This is a genomic window from Vicinamibacterales bacterium (genome assembly GCA_036496585.1).
Taxonomy (GTDB): domain Bacteria; phylum Acidobacteriota; class Vicinamibacteria; order Vicinamibacterales; family 2-12-FULL-66-21; genus JAICSD01.
The window spans coordinates 17217-39565 of the sequence record DASXLB010000073.1 but is presented as its reverse complement, the minus strand read 5'-3'; the positions used below and the strand labels follow the sequence as shown (position 1 = coordinate 39565).

At 70.4% G+C, this 22349-nt stretch carries 15 protein-coding genes; 5 read left to right on the top strand and 10 right to left on the bottom strand.

The genetic code is table 11. From position 1 onward, the window contains the following. Positions 1-110 precede the first annotated feature (110 nt). Positions 111-1829, bottom strand: a complete 1719-nt coding sequence (locus VGI12_21135) for a serine/threonine-protein kinase (protein ID HEY2435188.1) — start codon at positions 1827-1829, stop codon at positions 111-113. 44 nt (positions 1830-1873) lie between these two features. Here VGI12_21135 and VGI12_21130 point away from each other — a divergent pair, with 44 nt between their 5' ends. Further along, on the top strand, positions 1874-2956 hold the full coding sequence (locus VGI12_21130; protein HEY2435187.1) for a sugar kinase: 1083 nt from the start codon (positions 1874-1876) through the stop codon (positions 2954-2956). 46 nt (positions 2957-3002) lie between these two features. On the opposite strand, the gene VGI12_21125 is transcribed toward VGI12_21130, so the two are convergent. Both VGI12_21125 and VGI12_21120 read right to left on the bottom strand, forming a co-directional pair. Beyond that, positions 3003-5003, bottom strand: coding sequence for a PBP1A family penicillin-binding protein (locus VGI12_21125; protein ID HEY2435186.1), 2001 nt, complete (start codon positions 5001-5003; stop codon positions 3003-3005). Positions 5004-5011: 8 nt separating this feature from the next. Next, positions 5012-5764 carry a CDP-alcohol phosphatidyltransferase family protein gene (locus tag VGI12_21120; protein HEY2435185.1) on the bottom strand — a complete coding sequence of 251 codons (753 nt, stop codon included), beginning with the start codon at positions 5762-5764 and terminating at the stop codon, positions 5012-5014. Between the two features lie 76 nt (positions 5765-5840). On the opposite strand from VGI12_21120, the gene ftsH reads away from it, so the two are divergent. After that, entirely contained in the window at positions 5841-7625 is a 1785-nt protein-coding gene (ftsH, locus tag VGI12_21115) for an ATP-dependent zinc metalloprotease FtsH (protein ID HEY2435184.1), read from the top strand. A gap of 51 nt (positions 7626-7676) precedes the next feature. Here ftsH and VGI12_21110 read toward each other — a convergent pair whose 3' ends face one another. Then, positions 7677-7934, bottom strand: a complete 258-nt coding sequence (locus tag VGI12_21110) for a hypothetical protein (GenBank protein HEY2435183.1) — start codon at positions 7932-7934, stop codon at positions 7677-7679. Positions 7935-7987: 53 nt separating this feature from the next. Here VGI12_21110 and VGI12_21105 point away from each other — a divergent pair, with 53 nt between their 5' ends. Next, complete coding sequence (locus VGI12_21105; protein HEY2435182.1) at positions 7988-12580, top strand: DEAD/DEAH box helicase; 4593 nt, start codon at positions 7988-7990, stop codon at positions 12578-12580. Between the two features lie 4 nt (positions 12581-12584). Beyond that, positions 12585-13442 carry a DNA-formamidopyrimidine glycosylase family protein gene (locus VGI12_21100; GenBank protein ID HEY2435181.1) on the top strand — a complete coding sequence of 286 codons (858 nt, stop codon included), beginning with the start codon at positions 12585-12587 and terminating at the stop codon, positions 13440-13442. On the opposite strand, the gene VGI12_21095 is transcribed toward VGI12_21100, so the two are convergent. From VGI12_21095 to VGI12_21080, 4 genes are all read right to left on the bottom strand, one after another. After that, positions 13417-15642 (bottom strand): PBP1A family penicillin-binding protein, encoded by a 2226-nt coding sequence (locus VGI12_21095; protein HEY2435180.1) that lies wholly within the window; start codon positions 15640-15642, stop codon positions 13417-13419. The two genes, VGI12_21100 and VGI12_21095, sit on opposite strands and share 26 nt — an antisense overlap. A 137-nt stretch (positions 15643-15779) precedes the next feature. Next, complete coding sequence (gene fdhD, locus VGI12_21090; protein HEY2435179.1) at positions 15780-16631, bottom strand: formate dehydrogenase accessory sulfurtransferase FdhD; 852 nt, start codon at positions 16629-16631, stop codon at positions 15780-15782. Next, the gene (locus VGI12_21085) at positions 16628-17668 is read right to left on the bottom strand and encodes a RidA family protein (protein HEY2435178.1); all 1041 of its coding nucleotides are present in this window, start codon (positions 17666-17668) and stop codon (positions 16628-16630) included. Before VGI12_21085 ends, fdhD begins: the two co-directional genes overlap by 4 nt. A gap of 12 nt (positions 17669-17680) precedes the next feature. Next, the gene (locus VGI12_21080; protein HEY2435177.1) at positions 17681-18145 is read right to left on the bottom strand and encodes a heme-binding domain-containing protein; all 465 of its coding nucleotides are present in this window, start codon (positions 18143-18145) and stop codon (positions 17681-17683) included. Between the two features lie 150 nt (positions 18146-18295). On the opposite strand from VGI12_21080, the gene VGI12_21075 reads away from it, so the two are divergent. Then, the gene (locus VGI12_21075) at positions 18296-19291 is read left to right on the top strand and encodes a hypothetical protein (GenBank protein ID HEY2435176.1); all 996 of its coding nucleotides are present in this window, start codon (positions 18296-18298) and stop codon (positions 19289-19291) included. Positions 19292-19302: 11 nt separating this feature from the next. Here the strand turns inward: VGI12_21075 and VGI12_21070 are convergent, their stop codons facing one another. Further along, entirely contained in the window at positions 19303-21909 is a 2607-nt protein-coding gene (locus VGI12_21070) for a M56 family metallopeptidase (GenBank protein HEY2435175.1), read from the bottom strand. Beyond that, positions 21896-22315, bottom strand: a complete 420-nt coding sequence (locus tag VGI12_21065) for a BlaI/MecI/CopY family transcriptional regulator (protein ID HEY2435174.1) — start codon at positions 22313-22315, stop codon at positions 21896-21898. Before VGI12_21065 ends, VGI12_21070 begins: the two co-directional genes overlap by 14 nt. Between the last annotated feature and the right edge of the window lie 34 nt (positions 22316-22349).

Sequence of the window (22349 nt, the reverse complement as noted above, 5' to 3'; positions counted from 1 at the left end):
GGCGTGTCAATAAAGGGCGGGCCTTCAGGTCTGCCACACCCGCCTGCAGGGCGGCCTTCAGGCCCGCCACGCCCCTCCCGTAGCGCGGGCCTTCAGGCCCGCCGCGCCGCTCAGGCCTTGAGAGCCGCGCCGAAGGCGCGCGCGGTCTGCGGACGCGCATCGGGAGACGGCGCGAGCGCGGCGCGGATGGCGGATGCCGCCGCCTCAGGCAGCGTCGGCTGCAGCGCGCGCGGGTCGGCCGGCTGCCCGCGCAGCATCGCGCCGAGCAGGGCCGGCATGTTCGCACCCGTATACGGAGGCACGCCGGTGGCCATCTCGTAGGCGAGCACGCCGATCGTGAAGACGTCGGCGCGCACGTCGGCGCTCTGCCCGGTGAGCAGCTCAGGCGCGACGTACAGCAGCTCGAGGTCCGCGAGGCCGCTTCCATGCAGCGTCGCGTCCCCCATCGTCGCCAGCAGGTCCTGCGCCTGCCAGATCCCGGCGCTCGAGATCATCAGGCGCGCGCCGTCTTCGTCGCTGGCGACGCGCATGATGTCCGGGCTGAGGCCGCAGAGCAGCCCGCCTTTGCGATGCATCGCCGTGGCCGCCTCCACGAGCTGCGCGAGAAGCGGCTGCAGCCGCGGCCACGGAATCGAGCCATCCTGCTGGAGGAGCTGGCGCAGGCTGGGCCCCTCCACGAAATCGGTGACCAGGTAGACGAGGTCTCCTTCTTCGCCGTAGTCGCGGACCTGCAGGATGGACGGATGCGCCACCTGCAGGGTCTTCGCCTCGCGGAGAAACCGGTCGCGCACCGCCTCCCAGTTGCGATCCGGACCGCGCCGCAGCATCCGGATCGCCACCGGATGTCCGAGCGCGCGGTGCGTGCCGCGGAAGACTTCGCTCCCAAGACGTCCGGCGCCGAGCCGCTCGCCGAAGTCGTAGGTGCCGAGCATCCCGCCGGCTGCGGCGGCCGGCGCCAGCCCGCTCGTGACAATCGTCGACCGTCCGCCGTCGCCGCCGTGCAGCGCGGCCGCGAACGCCGCGATCGTCGGGTAGCGGTGCTCCGGCGCCTTCGCCAGAGCGCGGCCGAGCACGATGTCGATCCACTTCGGCAGGTCGCTACGGTATTGCGACGGCGGCGGCGTCGGCTGCTGCAGGACCGCGGTGATGAGCTGCGCCGGATCGTCCTTCTCGAAGGGCGGATGGCCGGTCAGCAGCTCGTAGACGATGACGGCCACGCTGTACTGATCCGCCCGGGCGTCGAGCGCCGCGCCGACCAGCTGCTCGGGGGAGGCGTAGGTGAACGTGCCGACGAACTCGTGCTCCAAGGTCAGCCGCGTCGAGTCGGAGCCGAGCTCGCGGACGAGCCCGAAGTCGACGATCTTGTAGAGGCGGGTGCCGCCCCCGAAATCGTGCGCCACGACGTTGGACGGCTTCATGTCGCGGTGCACGATGCCGTGGTCGTGCGCCAGCTGCAGCGCGCTGCAGACCGGCACGATGATCGACTGCGTCTCGGCGATCGTGAACCCGCGCTCGCGCCCGACCATCTCGACGCGCAGGCTGGGGCCGCTGAGCAGCTCCATCACCAGGAACGGGCGGCCCTCGGTGTCGACGTTGTAGTCGTAGATCGAGACGATGTTGGGGTGGCGCAGCTGCGCGCAGGCGCGGCTCTCGCGCAGGAAGCGCTCGCGCGCCGCCTGGTCGGTGGCGTACTCGGCGAGCACGATCTTGATGGCGACCTCGTCCCCGAGCAGGCGGCGGCGGGCGCGGAAGACGGCGCCCATGCCCCCTTCCGCGAGAGGCTCGATCACTTCGTAGCGGCCGTCGAGGATGGTCCCGGCTTCGAGCACGGCCTCCTGAGTATAGCGACGGAGAAACACGGATAATAGGGCCCATGTCGACCTCTCTTGCGATCCCGGCGTCCGGCGCGCTCGACTTCCTCGCGCTCGGCGGGCTCGTCCATCGCCTCGACCCTGGGGCCGTGCCGTTCCGGCGGGCGCACGGCTGCGAGATCCACGTCAGCGGCGGCGAGTTCAACTGCGCCGCCAACCTCTCCGACTGCTTCAGGATGCGCACCGGGATCGCCACCGCGATGGTCGACTACCCGATCGGCGATCTGATCTCGGGCCAGGTGCGGGCGATGGGCGTCACGCCGTTCTACAAAACGTTCAAGCACGATGGCGTCCGCGGTCCCAACATGGCGGCGGTCTACAGCGATCGCGGCTTCGGCATCCGCGGACCGGTCGTCTTCTACAACCGCTCGAACGAGGCGGCAGGGCTGCTGCAGCCGGGCGATTTCGACTGGAAGGGAATCTTCGGCAAGGGCGTGCGCTGGTTCCACAGCGGCGGCATCTTCGCGGCGCTGTCGCCAACGACCTCGGAATTGATCGTCGAGGCGATGCAGGCCGCCAAGGCGCACGGCGCCGTGACCTCGCTCGATCTGAACTACCGCGAAAAGCTCTGGACCGCCGCCGGCGGCGCCGAGCGCGCCGTCTCGACCCTCGCCCGCATCGTCGAGCACGTCGACGTCCTGGTCGGCAACGAAGAGGACCTGCAGAAGGGGCTCGGCATTCCGGGCCCGAAGGTCAGCGCGAAATCGAAGCTTGATCCGAGCGCGTTCTTCGAGATGATGGGGCAGGTCGTCGCGCGCTTCCCCAAGATCAAGATCGTCGCGACGACGCTGCGGGAAGTGCACTCGACGAACCGCCACGAGTGGGGCGCGGTGGCGTGGGTGAACGGCAACACTCACGTTTCCCCGACCTGCACGCTCGACGTCCTCGATCGCGTCGGCGGCGGCGACGGCTTCGCCTCAGGATTCTTCTACGGGCTGATGAGCGGCAAACCGCCCGAAGACGCCGTCCGTCTCGGCTGGGCGCACGGCGCGCTGCTGACGACGTTCCCGGGCGATACCAGCATGGCCACGCTCGAACAGGTGGAGTCGTTCGCCAAGGGCGGCTCCGCGCGGATCGCGCGGTAGCGAAGCATCGTACCTGACTCTTTTGGAGTCGTGACCTCTCAGGCGATCAGCGGAAGATCCCCTTCAGTTTCCGCCCGAGCCCGCTGAAGAACCCCTGCACGGCGCGCTTGAACTGCTGCTTGACGGTGCCTTGGTGGATCGGGCACAGCTGCGTAGGGATGTTGTCGCCTGACTTGAAGTACTCCGTATAGACCGGGCAGCCCTCGACGGGGCGCAGGTACGAGACCTTGCACAGCTGCACCTCCTCCATGTCGGGCGGCGGCGCGAAATCGCGGGCCGGACGCAGGCGCGCCGCCGACTTGATGAAATCGGCCCAGATCGGCAGCGCATAACGCGCGCCGTAGGCCTCGCGGCCGATCGGCGCAGGCTGATCCTCGCCAACCCACACACCCGCGACCGTCGACGAGGTGAACCCCACGAACCATGCGTCCTTGAACGCGTCGGTCGTGCCGGTCTTCCCCGCCGCCGCGAAGCGGATGCCATACGTCGTGCGGGCGGTCGAGCCGGTCCCGCGATCGACGACGTCCTCCAGCATCGACACCATCTGATACGCGACCTCGGCGCCGATGACGCGGTCCTGTTGCGCCGGGTTGTCCCAGGCCACGGAGCCGTCGGCGTCGGTGACGCGGGCGATCCCGCGCGGGCGCACGGCGAACCCGCCGTTGGGGAACGCCGCATAGGCGGTCGTGAGGTCGAGCGGCGTCACCACGCCGGTTCCGAGCGCCAGCGAGGGGACGTCGGGAAGATCGCGCAGCCCGACGCCGGCGGCCAGATCGAGGATCGGGCGCGACCCGATCTTCTGCTGCAGCAGCGCGGCTGCGCGGTTGTTCGATTCGATCAGCGCGGCGCGCAGCGTCAGCGTGTCTTCGTCCTCCGCGTGCGCGTTGCGCGGCGCCCACTCGTCGGGCCCCTGCGGCGCGATGCGGGTCAGACCGTCCAGCACGCTGACCGGGGACAGGCCCCTCGCCAGCGCCGCCGCGAACAGGAACGGCTTGAACGCCGATCCGGGCTGCCGCCGGCTCCGCCAGGCGCGGTTGAACTGCGACTCGCGGAAGTCGCGGCCGCCGACCATCGCCAGGATATTGCCGGTGGCGGGGTCGATCGCGACCAGCGCCGCCTGGAGCTGGCTGTTGCCGGTGCGGCGCAGGCCGTTCTCCACGGCGCGCTCCGCCGCATCCTGAAGCTCCGGCACGAACGTCGTCTCGACTCTCCAGTCGGGTGGATGGTCGCCGCCGAACCGCTCGCGGAACTGCTGGCGGAGGAATTCCTTGGCGTAGCCGTGCCGTGACTCGAGGGCGCCGGGAAATCCGAGCACGCGCGGCGGCGCGCGCAGCGCGGCCTGTTCCTGCTGCGCCGAGATGAAGCCTTCCTCGCGCATGCGCCGCAGAACGGTGTGGCTGCGCTCGAGCGCGCCTTCATAGTTCGACCACGGCGACAGCGCAGATGGCGCGCGAATCAGCCCCGCGATCATCGCCGCCTCGGGCAGCGACAGCCGGCTCGCCGCCTTGCCGTACATGTTTTCCGACATCGTCTCGACGCCGTAGACGCCGGCGCTCAGGAAGACGCGGTTGAGGTACAGCTCGAGGATCTGCTTCTTGCGCAGCTCCTGCTCGAGCAGTAGCGCGATCACCGCCTCCTGCGCCTTGCGCCCGATCGTCCGCTTGTTCGAGAGGAACAGCGTGCGCGCGAGCTGCTGCGTCAGCGTGCTGCCCCCCTCCATCCGCCCGCCGCGGCTGACGTCACGGAAGACGGCGCGCGACAACCCGATCGGATCGATGCCGAAGTGGTGATAGAAGCGGTGGTCCTCGACCGCCACCACCGCGTCGCGCAGTGCCGGCGCGATCTCGTCGATCGGGACGTCGTGGCGCTGCTCGTCCATCCGGAACCAGGGCTGGCCGTCGGCCGAGTAGAACCAGGTGTCGCCGACGCCGCGCCGCAGCTTGTAGACCGCCCATCCCTGGCGCATCGACCAGACCACGACGATGGCGGTGACCGCGACGAGGCACGCGTAGAGGCCGGGAATGAGATTCCGCCTCAAGGCGGACACGACCCGGGTCATCTGGCGGCCGGACCTTCAGGTCCGGGGATCCGGCGTCTGGCGTTCAGCACGAGCGACAGCACGAAGTAGTAGACGGGGAAGCTCAGCGATCCGATCGTCAGCCATCGGGGCGGTGACGGCCAGAGCGCGATCATCGCCGCGAGCGCCGCCGCCCACACCGCGCCGTACGCGAGCGTGAGTCGGCGCAGCTCTGGGGTGCGCGTTGGATAGACGTAGCCGATGCGGACGAAGACCAGCGCGCTCAGCACCACAAGCACGCCGGCGTTGACGAGCGGCGGCGCGCCGAGCGCGAGGAGATAGAGCACCACAATGTTCCAGTACGACGGAAAGCCGGTGAAGAAATGGTCCGCGGTCTTGGCATCGGGCGCGACGAAACCGTACATGCTACTCACCAGCACCGCCGCCGCCACCGGCAGGACGGTCCAGCGGGCGAGCCCGCCCGACGCCTCGAGCAGCAGCAGCGGCACGAACACGAACGTCAGGTAGTCGACGATGTCGTCGATGCGTCCGCCGTCGATGGCCGGCAGCACCTCGGACACCCGCGCGCGGCGCGCCAGCATTCCGTCGGTCGCGTCGACGAGGGTCGCGGCGAACAGCGCGGCCAGCGCCAGACGATAGTCGCCCTGCACGACGCCGCAGCCGGCGACGAATGCCAGCACCGCTCCCGACGCCGTATACACGTGCACGAGCCACGCACGGATACGGCCGTGCTTGGCTGCGGCGTAAGCCATCGTGTAGAATCTGAGCACATTCCAATCCCCAGCGGGGTGTCTTTTCACACTCAAGCTTGCAGGCTGAGTCGTGGCAGGCTGGAGGTCTGTTTTGGTGCCACCGCAGTTCAAGCGCCCTCGCTTCTACATGCCCGCTGCGCTCGTCGTCTGCGCGCTGGCCGCAATCGGATATGCCCTGCTGCGTCCTCGCCCGACGCCGCCGGATCTCGCGTTCTCCGAGTTCCTGCAACAGATCGACCGCGGCGCCATCACCCAGGTCCGGTTCGCCGACGGCGCCATCGCCCTCGAGCTGCGCGACGGCCGGCACGCGCGCACGGTGCCGCCGCCGAACTTCCTCGTCTCGGATGCGTTCCTCGCCACGCTGACGCAGCGCGGCGTTCGCATCGAGGCCCAGCCCGTGGCCGAGCCCGGCGCCTTCAACCCTGGCGCCATCGCGCTGAGCGGCCTCTTTCTCGCGCTGCTCGGGTTCACCGTGTACCGCACGACGGCCGGCCGCATTCACACACCGGGCCGCGCCAGAGTCGCCGACCGCGACAGCCAGGTCGTGACGTTCCAGGACGTGGCCGGGGTCGACGAGGCGAAGGACGAAGTCAAAGAGATCGTCGAGTTCCTGCGGCAGCCCGAGCGCTTCGAGACGATCGGCGGCCGGATCCCGAAGGGGGTCCTGCTCATCGGGCCGCCGGGCACCGGCAAGACGCTGCTGGCGCGATCGATCGCCGGCGAGGCCGGCGTGCCGTTCATCTTCGCCAGCGGATCCGACTTCGTCGAAATGTATGCCGGGGTCGGCGCCGCCCGGGTGCGCCGGCTGTTCAAGGATGCGCGTCGTCACAAGTCGTGCATCGTCTTCATCGACGAGCTCGATGCGGTCGGTCGCAGCCGCGGCGGCAGCTCGCTCAGCCACGAAGAGCGCGAACAGACGTTGAACCAGTTGCTGGTCGAGATGGACGGCTTCGAATCGGCGCGCGGCATCGTCGTCATAGCGGCGACCAACCGGCAGGACATCCTCGACCCCGCGCTGCTCCGTCCGGGACGCTTCGACCGCCAGGTGATGGTCGGCAACCCCGACGTGAAGGGGCGTGAGGCGATTCTCAGCGTGCACAGCCGGCGGATCGCGATGGCCGACGACGTAAACCTGCGCGCGATCGCCCGCGGCACGCCTGGTTTCTCCGGCGCCGATCTCGCCAACCTGGTCAACGAGGCCGCGCTCGCTACCGCCCGCGACGGACGCGGCCGCGTCGACGGGCGCGACATGGAGCGCGCACGCGACAAGGTGCTGATGGGCGTCGAGCGCCGGTCCGTCCAGCTCAGTGAGCTGGACCGCGTCAACTGCGCGTATCACGAGGCGGGCCACGCCGTCGTGGCGGCGCTGCTCCCGCTGGCGGATCCGCTGCACAAGGTCTCGATCGTGCCGCGCGGCCGCGCGATGGGCGTGACGATGCAGCTGCCCGAGCAGGACCGCCACACCTATACCCGCGGCTATCTCGAAGCGCAGATCACCGTGCTGATGGGCGGCCGCGTCGCCGAGGAGCTCTTCATGAACCACATGACGAGCGGCGCCAGCAACGACATCGAGCGCGCCACCGACATCGCCCAGCACATGGTGTGCGAGTGGGGCATGTCGTCGCTCGGCATGCGGGCGTTCCGCAAGGCCGGCAACCAGTTCGAAGGCGATCGCAGCCACACGATGAGCGAAGCGACGGCGCGCCGCGTCGACGAGGAGATCGAGAAGATCATCCAGGACAGCTACGCGGCGGCCGGCCGCCTGCTCGACCGCAACCGCACCACCGTCAAGGCGATGGCGGAAGCGCTGCTCGATCAGGAATCGCTCGAGGCCGACGACCTGCGCGAGATCCTGGCCAGGACCAGCGCGACCGCCTGAGGCGCGGCGGCGTGGACGGATCAGCCGTTCCGGCGCCGCGTCGCGCCCGCCCTACTTCGCGGCGGCGAGCCGGCGATCGATCTCGGCGATCGCGGCGTCGATCTGCTTCTTGCGTATCGGATGCGTCGTCGCCGTCGCCTGCCGCGTCAGCTCGGCCCTCGCCAGCTTCAGCGATTCCCGCTCGCGAACCTTCTCCGGATCGATGACCGGCGTCGGTCCACCCGTGCGCCGGCGGTCCGCCTCGCGCTCTTCCATGCGTTCCTGGATGCGCGCTTCGGCGTCAACCAGGCCCTCTCCCGAATCTCCCATTACCTAAGAATACCGAAGACAGGAGACAGAATACAGAAGAGAGAATGGTAAACGTGGCGAAACGGACGGACGTATTAGACCTGTTCCAGCCGGCAGTCGCCGAATGGTTCCGCGCCAGTTTTGCGGCGCCGACGCCGCCCCAGGTGCACGGATGGCCCGCGATCGCGCGCGGCGAGTCCACGTTGATCCTCGCGCCAACCGGCAGCGGCAAGACCCTCGCCGCCTTCTTGTGGGCGATCAACCAGGTTATCTTCGGCTCGCGCGCCCCGCGCGAATCCCGGCCACGCCGCGGCGGTGACGCCGGCGCGCGCGTCCTCTATATCTCTCCGCTGAAGGCACTCGCCGTCGACGTCGAACGGAATCTGCGCTCGCCGATCGCCGGCATCGCCAATCGCGCCGCCGCGCGCAACGAGCCGTTCCGCATGCCGACCGTCGCGATTCGGAGCGGCGACACGCCCGCCGCCGAACGTGCGCGCTTTCAGCGGGAGCCCGCCGACATCCTGATCACGACGCCGGAATCGCTGTACCTGCTGCTCACCTCGAACGCGCGAGAGGCGCTCCGCTCGATCGAGACGGTGATCGTCGACGAGATCCACGCGCTGGTGCCGACCAAGCGCGGGGGGCACCTGGCGCTGTCGCTCGAGCGCCTGCAGGCGCTGGCCGCGGCACCGCCGCAGCGGATCGGCCTGTCGGCGACGCAGCGGCCGCTCGACGAAGTGGCGCGCTTCCTCGGCGGAGTCGACGCGGGGTCGGGCCGCGGCCGGAGCCGAGCCAAGGGGCGCGGCGCTGACGCCAGGGAGGCGCTGCACGACGAGTTCGCCGGGCGCTCCGGGCCCGGCACGTTCCGCCCCGTCACCATTGTCGACACGTCGCTGAAGAAGCAGCTGGAGCTCACCATCGAGGTGCCGGTCGAGGACATGGCGCGCATGGGGGAACCGGACGAGATCGTGAGCGGACCCGCCGCCGGCGGCAATCGCGCCTCGATCTGGGCGGCCATCTACCCTCGTCTGCTCGAACTGGTGCGATCGCACCGCTCGACGCTCATCTTCGTGAACAGCCGCCGCATCGCGGAGCGGATCGCCGGCGCCCTCAACGAGCTGGCCGGCGAACCGCTGCTCCGCGCCCACCACGGATCGCTGGCGCGGCCGCAGCGCATCGAGATCGAAGACCGCCTCAAGGCTGGACAGATCCGCGGCCTGGTCGCCACCTCGTCGCTCGAACTGGGGATCGACATGGGCGCGATCGACCTGGTCGTGCAGATCGAGGCGCCGCCGTCAGTCGCCAGCGGCATGCAGCGGATCGGCCGCTCCGGCCACACCATCGACCAGCCGAGCCGCGGCATCATCGTGCCCAAGTACCGCGGCGACCTGATCGCCTGCGCCGCCGTCACGCGCGCCATGCACGAGGCCCGCATCGAGTCGATCCGCTATCCGCGCAACCCGCTCGACGTGCTGGCGCAGCAGGTGGTCGCGATGGTCGCGATGGAGCCGTGGGACGTCGACGCGCTCTTCACCGCGGTGCGCGGCGCGGCGCCGTTCGCGGACGTGAGCCGCGCGATCTTCGAGGGCGTCCTCGACATGCTGTCGGGGCGCTATCCCTCCGACGACTTCGCCGATCTGCGTCCGCGCCTGACGTGGGATCGCCTGAACAACCAGGTCACGGCCCGCGAGGGGGCGAAGCGCGTCGCCGTGATCAACGGCGGCACGATTCCCGATCGCGGGCTCTATGGCGTGTTTCTCGTCGGCGAGCGGGGCCCCGGCGCGCGCGTCGGGGAGCTCGACGAAGAAATGGTGTTCGAGAGCCGCGTCGGCGAGACGTTCCTGCTGGGCGCCTCGACCTGGCGGATCGAGGAAATCACCCACGACCGCGTCATCGTGTCGCCCGCCCCGGGCCAACCGGGCAAGATGCCGTTCTGGAAGGCCGACACGGCGGGCCGGCCGCTCGAGCTCGGTCGCCACATCGGCGAACTGGTGCGAAGCCTCCGCGAGATGCCGGCGGCCGCCGCCGTCTCGCGGCTGCGCCGGCAGCACGATCTGGATGCCCGCGCCGCGGAGAACCTGCTGCGCTACCTCGCCGATCAGGCGGCGGCGACCGGCGCGGTCCCCGACGATCGGACGATCGTCGTCGAGCGCCTGCGCGACGAGCTCGGCGACTGGCGCATCTGCCTGCTCTCGCCGTTCGGCGGACGCATCCACGCCCCGTGGGCGATGGCGGTGATCGAACGCGTCAAGGCCGAAACCGGCATCGATGCCGAGACGATGTGGACCGACGACGGGTTCGTGGTGCGCTTCCCGGAGACCGAGGCGCCGCCCGATCCGGGCCTGCTGATGCCGGCGTCGAGCGAAGCGGAAGCGCTCGTCGTCAGGCAGCTCGGCGGCACGGCGCTCTTCGCCGCGAAGTTCCGCGAGGCGGCCGCCCGGGCGCTGCTGCTGCCGCGACGCCGCCCCGGCGGCCGGACCCCGCTGTGGCAGCAGCGCAAGCGCGCCGCCGATCTCCTGGCGGTCGCGGCCCGGTTCGGATCGTTCCCGATCGTGCTCGAGGCCTTCCGGGAAGTGCTGCGCGACGTGTTCGACATCCCGGCACTCGTCGACACGCTGCGCCGGATCGAAGCGCGCGAGATCCGCAGCGTCACCGTCGATTCGACGCTGCCGTCGCCGTTCGCCTCGGCGCTCCTGTTCGGCTATGCGGCCAACTATATCTACGACGGCGACGCGCCGCTGGCGGAGCGCCGGGCGCAGGCGCTGGCGATCGATCAGGCGCAGCTGCGCGAGCTGCTCGGCGAGGCGGAGCTCCGCGAACTGCTCGACGGCGACGCGTTGGCCGACGTCGAGGCGCAGTTGCAGCAGCTCGACGCCCGTTACCGCGCCCGCTCGGCTGACGCGATTCACGATCTGCTGCTCCACCTCGGCGACCTGACGCGCGAGGAGATCGCGGCGCGGGCCACCATCGCGGTCGACCAGCCGCTCGACGCGCTTCGGCGCGGCCGCCGGGTCATCGAGATCGGCGTCGGCGCCGCGGCGCGGTGCATCCCGATCGAGTACGCCGCACGCTATCGCGACGCGCTCGGCGCCGCGCTGCCGCCGGGACTGCCGGAGGGGCTGCTGGCGCCGGTCGCGGACGCGGCGCTCGATCTGGCGCGGCGCTATGCGCGCACGCATGCGCCGTTCACCACCGCGGAGTTCGCCGCACGCTACGGTCTGGGCCGCGCCGCCGCCGAAGGGCTGCTGACGATTCTCGCCGCGGCCGGCCGCGTCATCGAAGGGGAATTCCGTCCCGGCGGCAGCGGCCGCGAATGGTGCGATCCGGAAGTGCTCCAGACCATCCGGCGCCGCTCGCTCGCCAAGCTGCGCCGCGAGGTCGAGCCCGTCGAGCCGCCTGTGCTCGCGCGGCTCGTCACGTCATGGCAGGGGCTCGTGCGGCCCCGCGCCGGTCTCGATGCGCTGCTCGACGCGATCGAGAACCTGCAGGGCGCGCCGCTCTCGGCGTCGATCCTCGAACGCGACATCCTTGCCGCCCGCGTCCACGGCTATACGCCCGCCGATCTCGACGCGCTGGCGTCCGCCGGCGAAGTCGTGTGGCGCGGCATCGAGCCGGTCGGCGACCGCGACGGACGCGTGGCGCTCTACCTCACCGATCAACTCGGGCGCCTGTGGCGGCCGCCGGCGATCGGCGAGCCCGGCCCGCGCGAGCAGGCGCTGCTCGCGCATCTCGGCACACACGGGGCATCGTTCTTCGCAGCGCTGCACGAGGCGGCCGGCGGCGGCTACCCAGGCGAGACGGTCGAGGCCCTGTGGGACCTGGTCTGGAAGGGACTGGTGACGAACGACACCTTCCACGCGCTGCGCGCCTTCACCCGGGCGCCCGAGCGGCGCGCGCGACGCCACGGGCGGCAGCGAAGTCCCGCCGCCTTCCGCAGCCGCCGCGCCGCGCCGCCGTCGGCGGAAGGACGCTGGTCGCGGCTCGGCGATCGCGTCCAGGCGCGCGTCTCCGATACGCAGTGGTCGACCGCTACCGCGCAGCAGCTGCTCGCGCGCTACGGCGTGGTGACGCGCGACGTGGCGGGCGCGGAGGGAATCGCCGGAGGATTCGCCGCGGTCTACGACGTGCTGAAAGCGCTCGAGGATCAAGGCCGGGTGCGCCGCGGGTATTTCATCGGCGGCGTCGGCGCCACGCAATTCGCGCTGCCGCCCGCGCTCGAACTGCTCCGCTCGCTGCGCGAACGGCCCGACGACCCCGAGGTGCTCACGATCGCCGCCACCGATCCCGCCAATCCCTACGGCACCATGCTGAAGTGGCCGGAGCCGCCGCCGGGTGAGTCTGGCGCGGGCCGCGCGCCCACCCGGACGGCCGGCGCTCTCGTCGTGCTCGTCAACGGCGCGCTCGCCGCGTACGTGCCGCGCGGCGGCCGCCAGGTGGTGGCGTGGCTGCCCGAGGACGAGCCGCAGCGATCGCTCACCGGCCGGGCGCTGGCCGGGGCGCTCGCCTCGCTCGCCCGTCACGATTCGCGCGGCGGCCTGCTCGTCGCCGAAGTCAACGGCGGCGATCCCGCGCTCCACCCGCTCGCCGCCTTCCTCGTCGAGTCCGGCTTCCATCCGTCTGCCCTGGGATTCCAGATGCGGCGGCCTCCCGCGGCGTCATCGGACTGAATCGATGCCCGAAGGCGATGCGACTTTTCGAACCGCCCGGACGCTGAATCGTGCGCTGGCGGGCGACCGTGTGGTCCGCTTCGAATCGGTCCTGCCGGCGCTCACCCGCGTTCACGAGGACACGCCGATCACCGGACGCACAGTCGAGCAGGTCGAAGCGGCGGGCAAGCACGTCCTGATGCGGTTCTCCGGCAATCTCGTGCTGCGCTCGCACATGCGGATGAACGGCGCCTGGCACGTCTATCGTCCGGGCGAGCGGTGGCGGCGAGCCCGGCGTGACATGCGGATCGTCGTCGCCACCGCGCGATTCGAGGCGGTCGCCTTCAGCGTGCCGATCGCCGAGTGGCTCGATGCGCGCGCCGAGGCGCGCCAGCCCGCGCTGCGCTCACTCGGACCGGATCTGCTCGGTGACACGTTCGACGAGACCGAGGCCTTTCGGCGCGTCCGCGCGAGCGGCCGCGACGCCATCGCCGACGTCCTCCTCGACCAGCGCGTCGTCGCCGGCATCGGCAACGTCTACAAGTCCGAGGTGCTGTTCATCTGCCGCGTCAACCCGTTCGCCCCGGTCGCCGAGATCGCCGGCGAGCGCCTGCTCGCCCTGCTTCACACCGCGCGGAAGTTGCTGCTGGCAAACGTGACCGGGCTGGGCGGAATCACGACGTATCTCGGCTATCGCAGGACTCGCGGCAGCGATCCGGCTCAGCACCGCTATGTGTACGGGCGGGCGCGCCGCCCGTGCCGCCGCTGCGGCACGCCGATCCTGGTGGAGGCGCAAGGCCCTCATGCGCGCCTGACCTACTGGTGTCCCGCGTGCCAGCCCGCGGACCCCGCGGGGATCACGGATGGCGGATCACCCAGGTGACGCGGCCGTCGGCGCCGACGAGGCGTTCAACGCTGCTGGCGGACGACTGGTAGGACCCGGGGATCGTCCCGGCCGCGTCCGACTGAGGTGCTCCGAAAGAGCCGGCCGCGTCCGGTACGCTCGCCGAGCCGTGAATCGGGCACGGGGCGGTCGGAACGCTGCCGATGGGAAAGTAGTCGTCGTAGACACTCGCCCGCGTCTTCGGCGGCGCTCCGGCACTCCGGCCGCTCGCGCCGATCGGCTCTCCCGGCAGATCGACCACGCCAGCCTGAACGTAGTTCACGCCAGTCCAGCCATGACGGCAGGCGTCGGTGGCGAGCATGCCGGTGAGTCGGCACACGGTCGCCTTCTCGACGTCGGGCGGCGGCTGGAACGCGTCGGGACGATCGTGCACCGTCGCCCGTTTCATGAACGCGGCCCAGGCCGGCACCGCCACCACCGCCGCGAAGCCGCGGGCCATGATCGGCGCGGGCTTGTCGAGGCCGAACCAGACGCCGGCCACGAGGTGCGGCGTGTAGCCCACGAACCAGCCGTCGGTATAGTCGTCGGTGGTCCCCGTCTTGCCCGCGGCGGGTAACTTGAATCCGGCGGCGCGCGCGCTCGTCGCGGTCCCCGAGTCTATGACGTCGGCGAGCATGCTGCTCATGAGAAACGCCGTGGCGGGCGTCACCGCCTGCCGTCGCATCGGCACGTCCGTCCACAGCGGTGTGCCGGCCGCGTCTTCGACGCGGGTAATGAGATGCGGCGCGATCGCGACGCCGCTATTGGCAAAGGCGGCGTAGGCGGACGTGAGTTCGAGCAGCGTGACGGACCCGGTGCCGAGCGCGAGCGACGGCACGGCGGGCATCGGCGACTCGATGCCGAGACGCTGCGCGTAATAGGTCGCCTGCGAGATGCCGACCCGCTGCAGCAGTTGCGCCGCCGCACGGTTGCTGGAGAGCCGGAGCGCATCGCGCAGCGAGTAGTCGCCGGCCTCGTGCTCGCCGGCCGGCAGCCACGGTCCGTCGGCGGTCATGATCGGTTCATCGAGATCTCGCAGGACCGATGCCGGCGCCATCCCGTGCTCCAGCGCGGCCGCGTAGACGATCGGCTTGAACGCGGAGCCGGGCTGGCGGCGTGCCTGCGTGGCGCGGTTGTAACCCGTCGACCCGGAGTCACGCCCGCCGACCAGCGCCCGCACTTCGCCCGACGCCGGATCGATCGCGACCAGGCTGGCCTCGAGATCGCGCGCCGATTTCTGCGCACGCGCAACCTGCGCGACGCGCGCGTCGATCGACGCGTCGGCCGCACACTGCATCTCTTGGTCATAGCCCGTGTAGACGTGCAGGCCGCCGCGCAGCACCTGCTTGCCGCCGAACCGGGCGATCAGCTCCCGGCGCACCTCCTCCTCGTAGTAGCGGCCGCAGTCGCGGTCGTGATCCGCGGCGCGACCGATCGCCGGTGGCAGGAGCGGCATGCCTCGCGCGTGCGCGTAGTCGGCCGCGGTCAGGCGGCCCGTGTCGCGCATCACGCGCAGCACCAGGTTGCGACGCGCCAGGGCCCGCTCTGGCGCCGCGGACGGGGAGTACAAGATCGGCGATCGCACGAGCGCGGCGAGCAGCGCCGCCTCGTGCGGTTCCAGCGCCGCCGCCGGCTTGCCGAAGTAGCCGCGCGCCGCCGCCTCGACGCCGTAGTAGCCCTCGCCGAAATACACGGCGTTCAGATACGCGCTCAGGATCTCGGCCTTCGAATAGCGCTCCTCGAGGCGCACCGCGATCGCCGCTTCACGGACCTTGCGTTCGAAGGTGCGCCGCGGTGTCAACTGTTCGAGCCGCGCCAGCTGCTGCGTCAGCGTACTCCCGCCTTCGAGGATCCGGCCGGCGCGCCAGTTGCGCCACGCGGCTTTCAGGATGCGCACCCCGTCGAGCCCGTGATGGCTGTAGAAGCGTCGATCCTCGACCGCCAGCAGCGCGTCGATCATGCGAGGCGAGATGCGCTCGAGCGGTACGTCTTCCCGCTGCTCGAAGTAGAACGAAAACACCGGGCGATCGTGCCGGTCGTAGACGATGGTGCTCTGCGGATGGGGTCCGATCTCGGCCAGCGTCGCGGCGTGGGCGATCTCTTCGACGACGCCCCACGACGCGCGCAGGACGATCGCCGTCGCGACCCAGAAAGCCACGACCACTAACCCGATCGTCCCGACGAGAACCCTGCCGCGCACGTGCACCCTGGAGCACAGCGCAACCACGGTGCCAGCGGGCAGCCGGCCAAATCATCAACTTAGCGGCGCCCATCCAGTCATGCGCCACTCAGGGTGAGCCGCACAGCTTGGCTCAGCGGCCTCGCATAGGTAAGGGGTTACACACTGCCGATACGCTCGGGGTGCGTGTAAATGTTGAGGCTATCGCCGCGGGCGAAACCGACGAGCGTGATACCCGCGTCGCGCGCCAGATCGACCGCCAGCGTGGTCGGCGCCGACACCGCCACGATGACCGGCACACGACCGAGCCACGCCTTCTGCACGATCTCGAACGCCACGCGCCCGCTGACGACCAGCACGTCCGCGGCGTCGTTGGCCAGCGACGCGGTGCCGGCCAGCAGCAACGAGCCGATCACTTTGTCGACGGCGTTGTGGCGGCCGACGTCTTCCGCGGCGGCGGCCAGCGTCCCGGCGCGCGAGAAAATCGCCGCCCCGTGCAATCCGCCGGTCGCGTCGAACGACGTCTGGGTGGCCCGCAAACGGCCGGTCAACGACTGCACGAGCGCCACGTCCACCTGCCAGGAAATCGGCATGGGCGCGATGTCCTGCCGCAGGTCGTCGATCGTCGCGCGGCCGCAGACACCGCAGGCGCTGGTCGCGACGAGGTTCCGCCGGGCGTCGAGCATCGCCGGCACCCGCGACGCGGCGTCGCCGACCAGGAAGACGTCGACGACGTGGTGCGCTTCGCGGCGATCCGGATGACGGCAGTGCTCGACCGCTCCGAGATCGTCGGCGGACCGGATCACCCGTTCCGACAGCAGGAAGCCCGCCGCCAGCGCGCGGTCGTCGCCAGGCGTCCGCATGATCACCGCGAACGACTTCCCGTGCAGGCGGATGTCGAGCGGCTCTTCGGTCGCAGCCGCGTCGACGAGGCGCGTGCGGGCGGCGCCCGAGATGCGCGTCACCTCGACCGGACGGACGGGCGCGAGGTCGTCGCCGGTCGCGCTCACGGCCGGGCCGCCACGGTCATGATCTCGACGCGCGCGCCCGCCAGGACCAGCGCCGCCCGCACCGGCGTGATCGCGGCCCGGACGCCGAAGCTGCGGCGGCACTCGTCGACCGCCGCACGCGCCGACTCGTCGTCGGTCGCATAGACGAGGAGATCACGAACGTCGCCGCGCGACAGACCGCACCCGCCGAGCAGCCCGTCGATCCTGCGTACCACGCTCTGCGCCTGCGCCGCGGCGTCAACGCTGGCGGCGACCGGCGCGTCGGCGAGCAGGCCGGAGAGGTATGCGGTATCGCCGGCGACGATCGCGGCGCTCAGGTTCGGGTTCGGCGTCCCCTCGCCGGCGATGACCCGCCGCGCGCCGGCCGACGCGACAAAGGTCATTTCCACCTTGTACGCCGGGCCGGTGAGCGCGGCGCCGACCGTGGCGCGAGCCGGCGGCGCCGAGGCGAACGCCTCGCGGTAGACCAGGTTCATCGCGGCGAAGTCGGCGAGATCGGTCAGGAAGACACGCGCGCTGACGACATGCTCGAGGCTCAACCCGGCGGCGTCGAGCAGCTCTCGGGCGTTGTCGAGCACCGCCTTCGTCTGAACCGTGATGTCGCCGGCGACGACGCTGTTGTCGCGTCCGTTCCTGGCGATGAGGCCCGACAGAAACAGCGTGTCGCCGCTGCGCAGCGCGTAGGAGTACGGGTTGGGCGACGTCGACCAGCCAGGCGGATGCACGAGCCGCCGTTCGCTGCCCGCCGCGGCGGCGACCGCCGATACCTCGACGAGCGCGTCCTTGGTGACCAGTGGCGCGACGAGGGTGGTACGGGTCGGCGGCAGCCCTCTCCAGGCCTGGCGATACGTGTCGTTCATCGCCGCGAAGTCGGCCGCGCTGCGGAGGTAGACGGTGATCGCGACGGCGTCGGCGAGTGACGAGTGTTGGGTGCGGAGCCGCTCGTCGAGACGCGCCAGCGTCATCGCCATCTGCGCGGCGATGTCGGGACCCGCGTCAGGCGCGGCGATCGCGGAGACGAAGACGGGCGGCGGCATGCGGCATGACCCTCACTGGAGAGTATCCCGCATTTTCTCGGACCAGGCGCAGATCGCCGTCACGTCCGCCGGCGACAGGCGGGCGGCGCGGTGGATCAGCAGGTACGACGGCAGCGGCATGCGCCCCCGCTTGGTCAACGTGCACATGCTGCCGAGCAGTTTGTCCTGCTCGTCGCTGTCGTAGGTCGTCCAGGCCGAGTAGTTGAAGCGGTCGCGTCCGCCGTGCACGTGCCCGGCGACCAGCCACGACATCGGCGCCACCTGGCTGTAGAGCGGCCAGCGCGTCTCGCTGGAGTGACAGTCGCGGCACGACCGATCGAGAATGGCGGCGACGTCCGACGGCGCCTTGCGCAGCAGCGAGTGGGCGGGGTCGGCCGGTGGGTTCGTCCGGTCCGGCCGCACGAGCTGCATGCCGACCAGTGCGACCAGCACCACGAGAAGGACCGAGCGGACCGAGCGGACGAACCCTGGTGTCATAGGTCAGGAAGACGAACAGCAAATACGACGCCGGGCGCCGCCACGTTTCCCCAACGGGTTGCGGACCACTGCTTTCGCGCCGCGTCACCGGACGCCGCGTTTCGTAAGGCGTGTACAATAACCCGCCCCCCCAAATCTGGAGGTCACGGAATGAAACGCCTCGCTTGGATCGCAGTAGTCGCTCTCCCCCTGTTCACGTTCGCGTTGGCGCATCCCTTCGCCGATGTCAAGACGAAGGAACAAACCAACATGCACGCCGAGGGGATGCTCGGCTTTTTCCTCAACAGGACCAAAGCCGCCAAGGAAGGCGTCGTCAACACCGCGGCCGTCAAGGGCAACCGGAAGGCCACGACGAACGAGGCGACCGGAGAGATCATCGATCTCTCGGAAGAGAAGGTCTACTCGCTCGACATGAAGAAGAAGGAATACTCGGTCAAGACCTTCGAGCAGATCCGCCAGGAATGGCGCGACAGCATGGACAAGGCGAAGGCCCAGCAGGAGAAGCAGGAGCCGCAGCAGCCGAAGGGCGAGCCGCAGCAGCCCCAGAAGGAATACGAGATCGACTTCGACGTCAAGGAAACCGGCCAGAAGAAGCAGCTGCTCGGCTACGACACGAAAGAGACGCTCGTCATCGTCACCGTCCGCCAGAAGGGCATGACGCTCGATCAGGGCGGCGGCATGGTGATGACGAATGACATGTGGCTGGCGCCGCGCGTGCCGGAGCTCCGCGAACTCCAGGATTTCAACGCGCGCTACTGGAAGCAGCTCCACGAGGGGACGGGGCTGCCGTCGATGTCTCCCGAGCAGATGGCGCAGGTCATGGCGTCGCTGCCGCTCTTCGGCAAGGCGATGGAGCGCATGCAGAAGGACGGCGACAAGGTGAGCGGCACCGCCATCGACACGACCATGACGCTCGAGACGGTCAAGGATCCGGCGGAGGCGCAGGCGCAATCGCAGTCGCAGCCGACCACCGGCGGCGGCATCGGCGGCCTGCTCGCGCACAAGATGATGAAGAAGAGCGACTCGAGCTCCTCGCGCTCGACGCCCTTCACCACGCATCACCAGTATCTGGAGATCGCGAAATCGGTCGACGCCAGCGATCTGGCGATCCCGGCCGGCTTCAAGGAAGTGACGCCGAAGAAGTAGCCGCGACCGCTCTACTGGCGCCGCTCTGACCGCACCAACGCCGCGAGCGCCTGTGTCTGCTCGTACTCGCCGAGCCGGTTGGCGGCGGCGACGTAGACGTCGCGGAGATCGCCGGTGAGCGGCTGCGTGCGCGCCACGAGCTGGAGCAGCTGCGAGAGCTCATAGCCGCTCAACTTGCGCGACGACTGCAGAACCGCGCGCAGCGTGTCGCCGTCGGCGCCGCTGCGCCGCACCACGTCCTGCAGCACGCGGCCGCGCTCGTACTCGCCGCCGATCGTATCGACGGCCGTGAAGAACGGCGTGCGGATGGTGCCTTCGACGCTGTTCCGACGCAGAACGTCCTGCAGGAACTGTGAGGTCTCGTAGTCGCCGCCGGCGTGCGTCGCCGATGTCAGCGCCCCGGCGAGCAGCGCCGGATCGGTCGGACGCTGGCCGCTGAGCACGGCGCTCAGCACGCGATGACGCTCGTAGCTGCCGCCGATGGTCGCGACCGCGGCGAAGAAGGCGTCGCGGTTGCGGTCGTCGATCGTCTGCTGCGCGAGCAGCTGCCGGAGCAGTTCCGACAGATCGTAGTCGGAGCCGATCGATCGGGCGCTCGTCAGGATCTCACCGAGAATCGCCGAAGACACGGGGCCGCGCTTCAGCATCGCCGAGTAGACGCGCCGCCGGTCGTAGTCGGAGGCGACCGCCGCCGCGGCCTGGAAGTAAGCGGCCCGCGACGCCTCGTCGGCGGGGAGTTTGTCGGCGACGGCGACCAGGAGCTGCGCCAGCTCGTACGGCGACGACCGCATGCCGCGGGCGGCGACCGTCATCGCCTCGCGGTACTGGTCGGGCGTCAGCGACCCCTGCTTGAACAGCTCCCGGAAATAGACGCCCTGGACATAACCTGATTCGAGACGGCCGATCTCTGACAACACCGCGGCCGGCCCGCCGCTCTTGAGGAGTCGCGCGACGCGTGCGTCGGCGCCGAAGCCGCTGTTCTTGATGAACCGGGGCAGGTTCTCATGGAGCCAGGCGCGCCCCTCCGGCTCGAACGGCCGTTCGGCGGCGTTGACGTAATAGCGGCGCTCGAGCGCACCGTTGCGCTCCTTGATTTCGACCGAGTGGCGGCCGAGCCACCGTCCGTCCGAGACCTTCAGCCAGCCGCCCGCCGACAGTTGGCGCACGTCGCTATCGTCGTCGGTGAACTCGAACGAGCCGTCGTAGCTGACCTCGAGCTTGTCGCCGTCGTGAGACCAGCTCCAGCTGCCGCTGGAGCGATTCGATTCGCGGCTGACGCTGACCTGCTGCGACGCGGCGCTCGAGGCCGCGGCCGCAGCCGTCGCCGCGGCCGAAGCGCCAGCCAGCGCCGGTGTGGGTGTTGCGGGCGGCGCCGCTGCGGACGCGACGGCCGGGACCGATGCCGACGCGGCGGCGACGGCGGGGGCCGACGCGCTCGTCGACAGAGGCGACGGCCTCGCGATCGCCGGCGCATTTGCCATGACCGCCGTGGTGTGCGGCACCGCCACGACCGGCCGCGGCGAGCCGGGATCAGACTGATCGCGTTGGGCGCTCGCGGCGATCCCGCCGGCCAGCAGGAGCGCCACCGTCCCGGCGAGCCACGCCGGTCCGCGGCTCGACTGCGGCGACGGCGCGCCGAGCAGCCGCCGGATCCGCAGCAGGAGCGATCCGCCCGTCGCCGCCATCGCGATGCGGGGCACGCGTAGCGGATCCGACGATCGCAGCGCCTCCAGGTCGGCGAGCGCCGCCGCGTACGTCACCGGATCGCCGCAGAGGCTCACCGCCAGATCGTCGCAGCAGTGTTCGCGCTCGACGCGGAGCCGTCCCGAGAGCCACCATACCGCCGGGTGATAGAAGAGGATCGTCTCGACGAGCGTCTGCACCAGGTTGACGAGGTAATCGTGACGGCGGACGTGTGCCAGCTCGTGCGCCAGGATGGCTTCGACCTGCTGCGGCGTGAGCCCGGCGATCGTGCTGGCCGGCAGGAGGACGACCGGTTTGAGGAAACCGATCACCGTCGGCACGTCCACCAGCGACGACTCGAGCAGGGTGACAGCTCGCGCGATGTGCAGCCGCCGCGCCAGCCGCGCGGTCATGGCGCGCCAGGGCTCATCGGCGGGTGTGACGCCGTGCGTCCGCAGACGCTGCGCGCATACCCAGCCGGTCAGCAGCCGCAGCGTGAGCAGCAGCACGCCGACGCTCCAGACGACGGGCGCCACGTCGATCACCACGGTCCAGTCGATCGGACGCGGCGCGATCGGCTGGCGCCCGAACGGCGCCGGCGATCCCGCGATCCCGCTGATGCCGATCCGATCCAACGTCATGCGGAAACCGTCGCCGGCCGCAACACCGTTCCGGAAGGCGGTCGCGCCTTGCGACGCGGCCTGACCGCGGAGCGCCTGATAGCGCTGAACCCCGGTCACCACCGGCAGCGTCAACATCAACGCGAGCGCGATGGACGAGACCACGTAGCGGACGTCGGCGGCGCTGCGCCGCAGGGCCGCGAGCGCCAGCGCCGCGACCACGCCGATCGCGGCCCCCTGCCAGAGGAATTGCACGAGCGCCCAGCCGATCGCCTGGGCCGCCGGCTGCCGGAGCCAGATCTCAATCACGCTCATCGCCGGTCTCCTTGTCTGCGCCCGCCCTGGCTTTCGCCTGGTCGATCGCCTTGCGGATGTCGCGCAGCTCTTCGGGTGACGCGCGCCTGGCGTTCAGCGCCTGCAGTACCAGCTTCGTCGCCGAGCCGCCGAAGGCGCGGTCGACGAGATCGCGAATCAGCTGCCGCTGCGTCTGTTCCTCGGCAAGGCGCGCCCGATAGACGTGCGTGCGATCGCGCTCGTCCCGTTCGACGAGCCCCTTGTCGGTCATGATCTGCAGCAGCTTGAGCGACGTGGTGTAGCCGGCCGTTCGGTCGCGCGCCAGCTGCTCGTGCACCTGGCGCACGGTGCTCGGTCCGCGTGTCCACAGCACGCGAAGAATGGCGAGTTCGGCGTCGGTCGGGCGCGGGATGGAGGATTTGGTCATCGTCTCGGACGGAGCCGAGTATCTACGAATGGCT

What these genes read in the sequence shown, in the direction of transcription:
- VGI12_21085 (HEY2435178.1), bottom strand. Translation starts at nt 17,668, where the DNA reads ATGCCGCCGCCCGTCTTCGTCTCCGCGATCGCCGCGCCTGACGCGGGT.
- VGI12_21070 (HEY2435175.1), bottom strand. Translation starts at nt 21,909, where the DNA reads ATGAGCGTGATTGAGATCTGGCTCCGGCAGCCGGCGGCCCAGGCGATC.
- VGI12_21065 (HEY2435174.1), bottom strand. Translation starts at nt 22,315, where the DNA reads ATGACCAAATCCTCCATCCCGCGCCCGACCGACGCCGAACTCGCCATT.
- VGI12_21080 (HEY2435177.1), bottom strand. Translation starts at nt 18,145, where the DNA reads ATGACACCAGGGTTCGTCCGCTCGGTCCGCTCGGTCCTTCTCGTGGTG.
- VGI12_21110 (HEY2435183.1), bottom strand. Translation starts at nt 7,934, where the DNA reads ATGGGAGATTCGGGAGAGGGCCTGGTTGACGCCGAAGCGCGCATCCAG.
- VGI12_21100 (HEY2435181.1), top strand. Translation starts at nt 12,585, where the DNA reads ATGCCCGAAGGCGATGCGACTTTTCGAACCGCCCGGACGCTGAATCGT.
- VGI12_21130 (HEY2435187.1), top strand. Translation starts at nt 1,874, where the DNA reads ATGTCGACCTCTCTTGCGATCCCGGCGTCCGGCGCGCTCGACTTCCTC.
- VGI12_21075 (HEY2435176.1), top strand. Translation starts at nt 18,296, where the DNA reads ATGAAACGCCTCGCTTGGATCGCAGTAGTCGCTCTCCCCCTGTTCACG.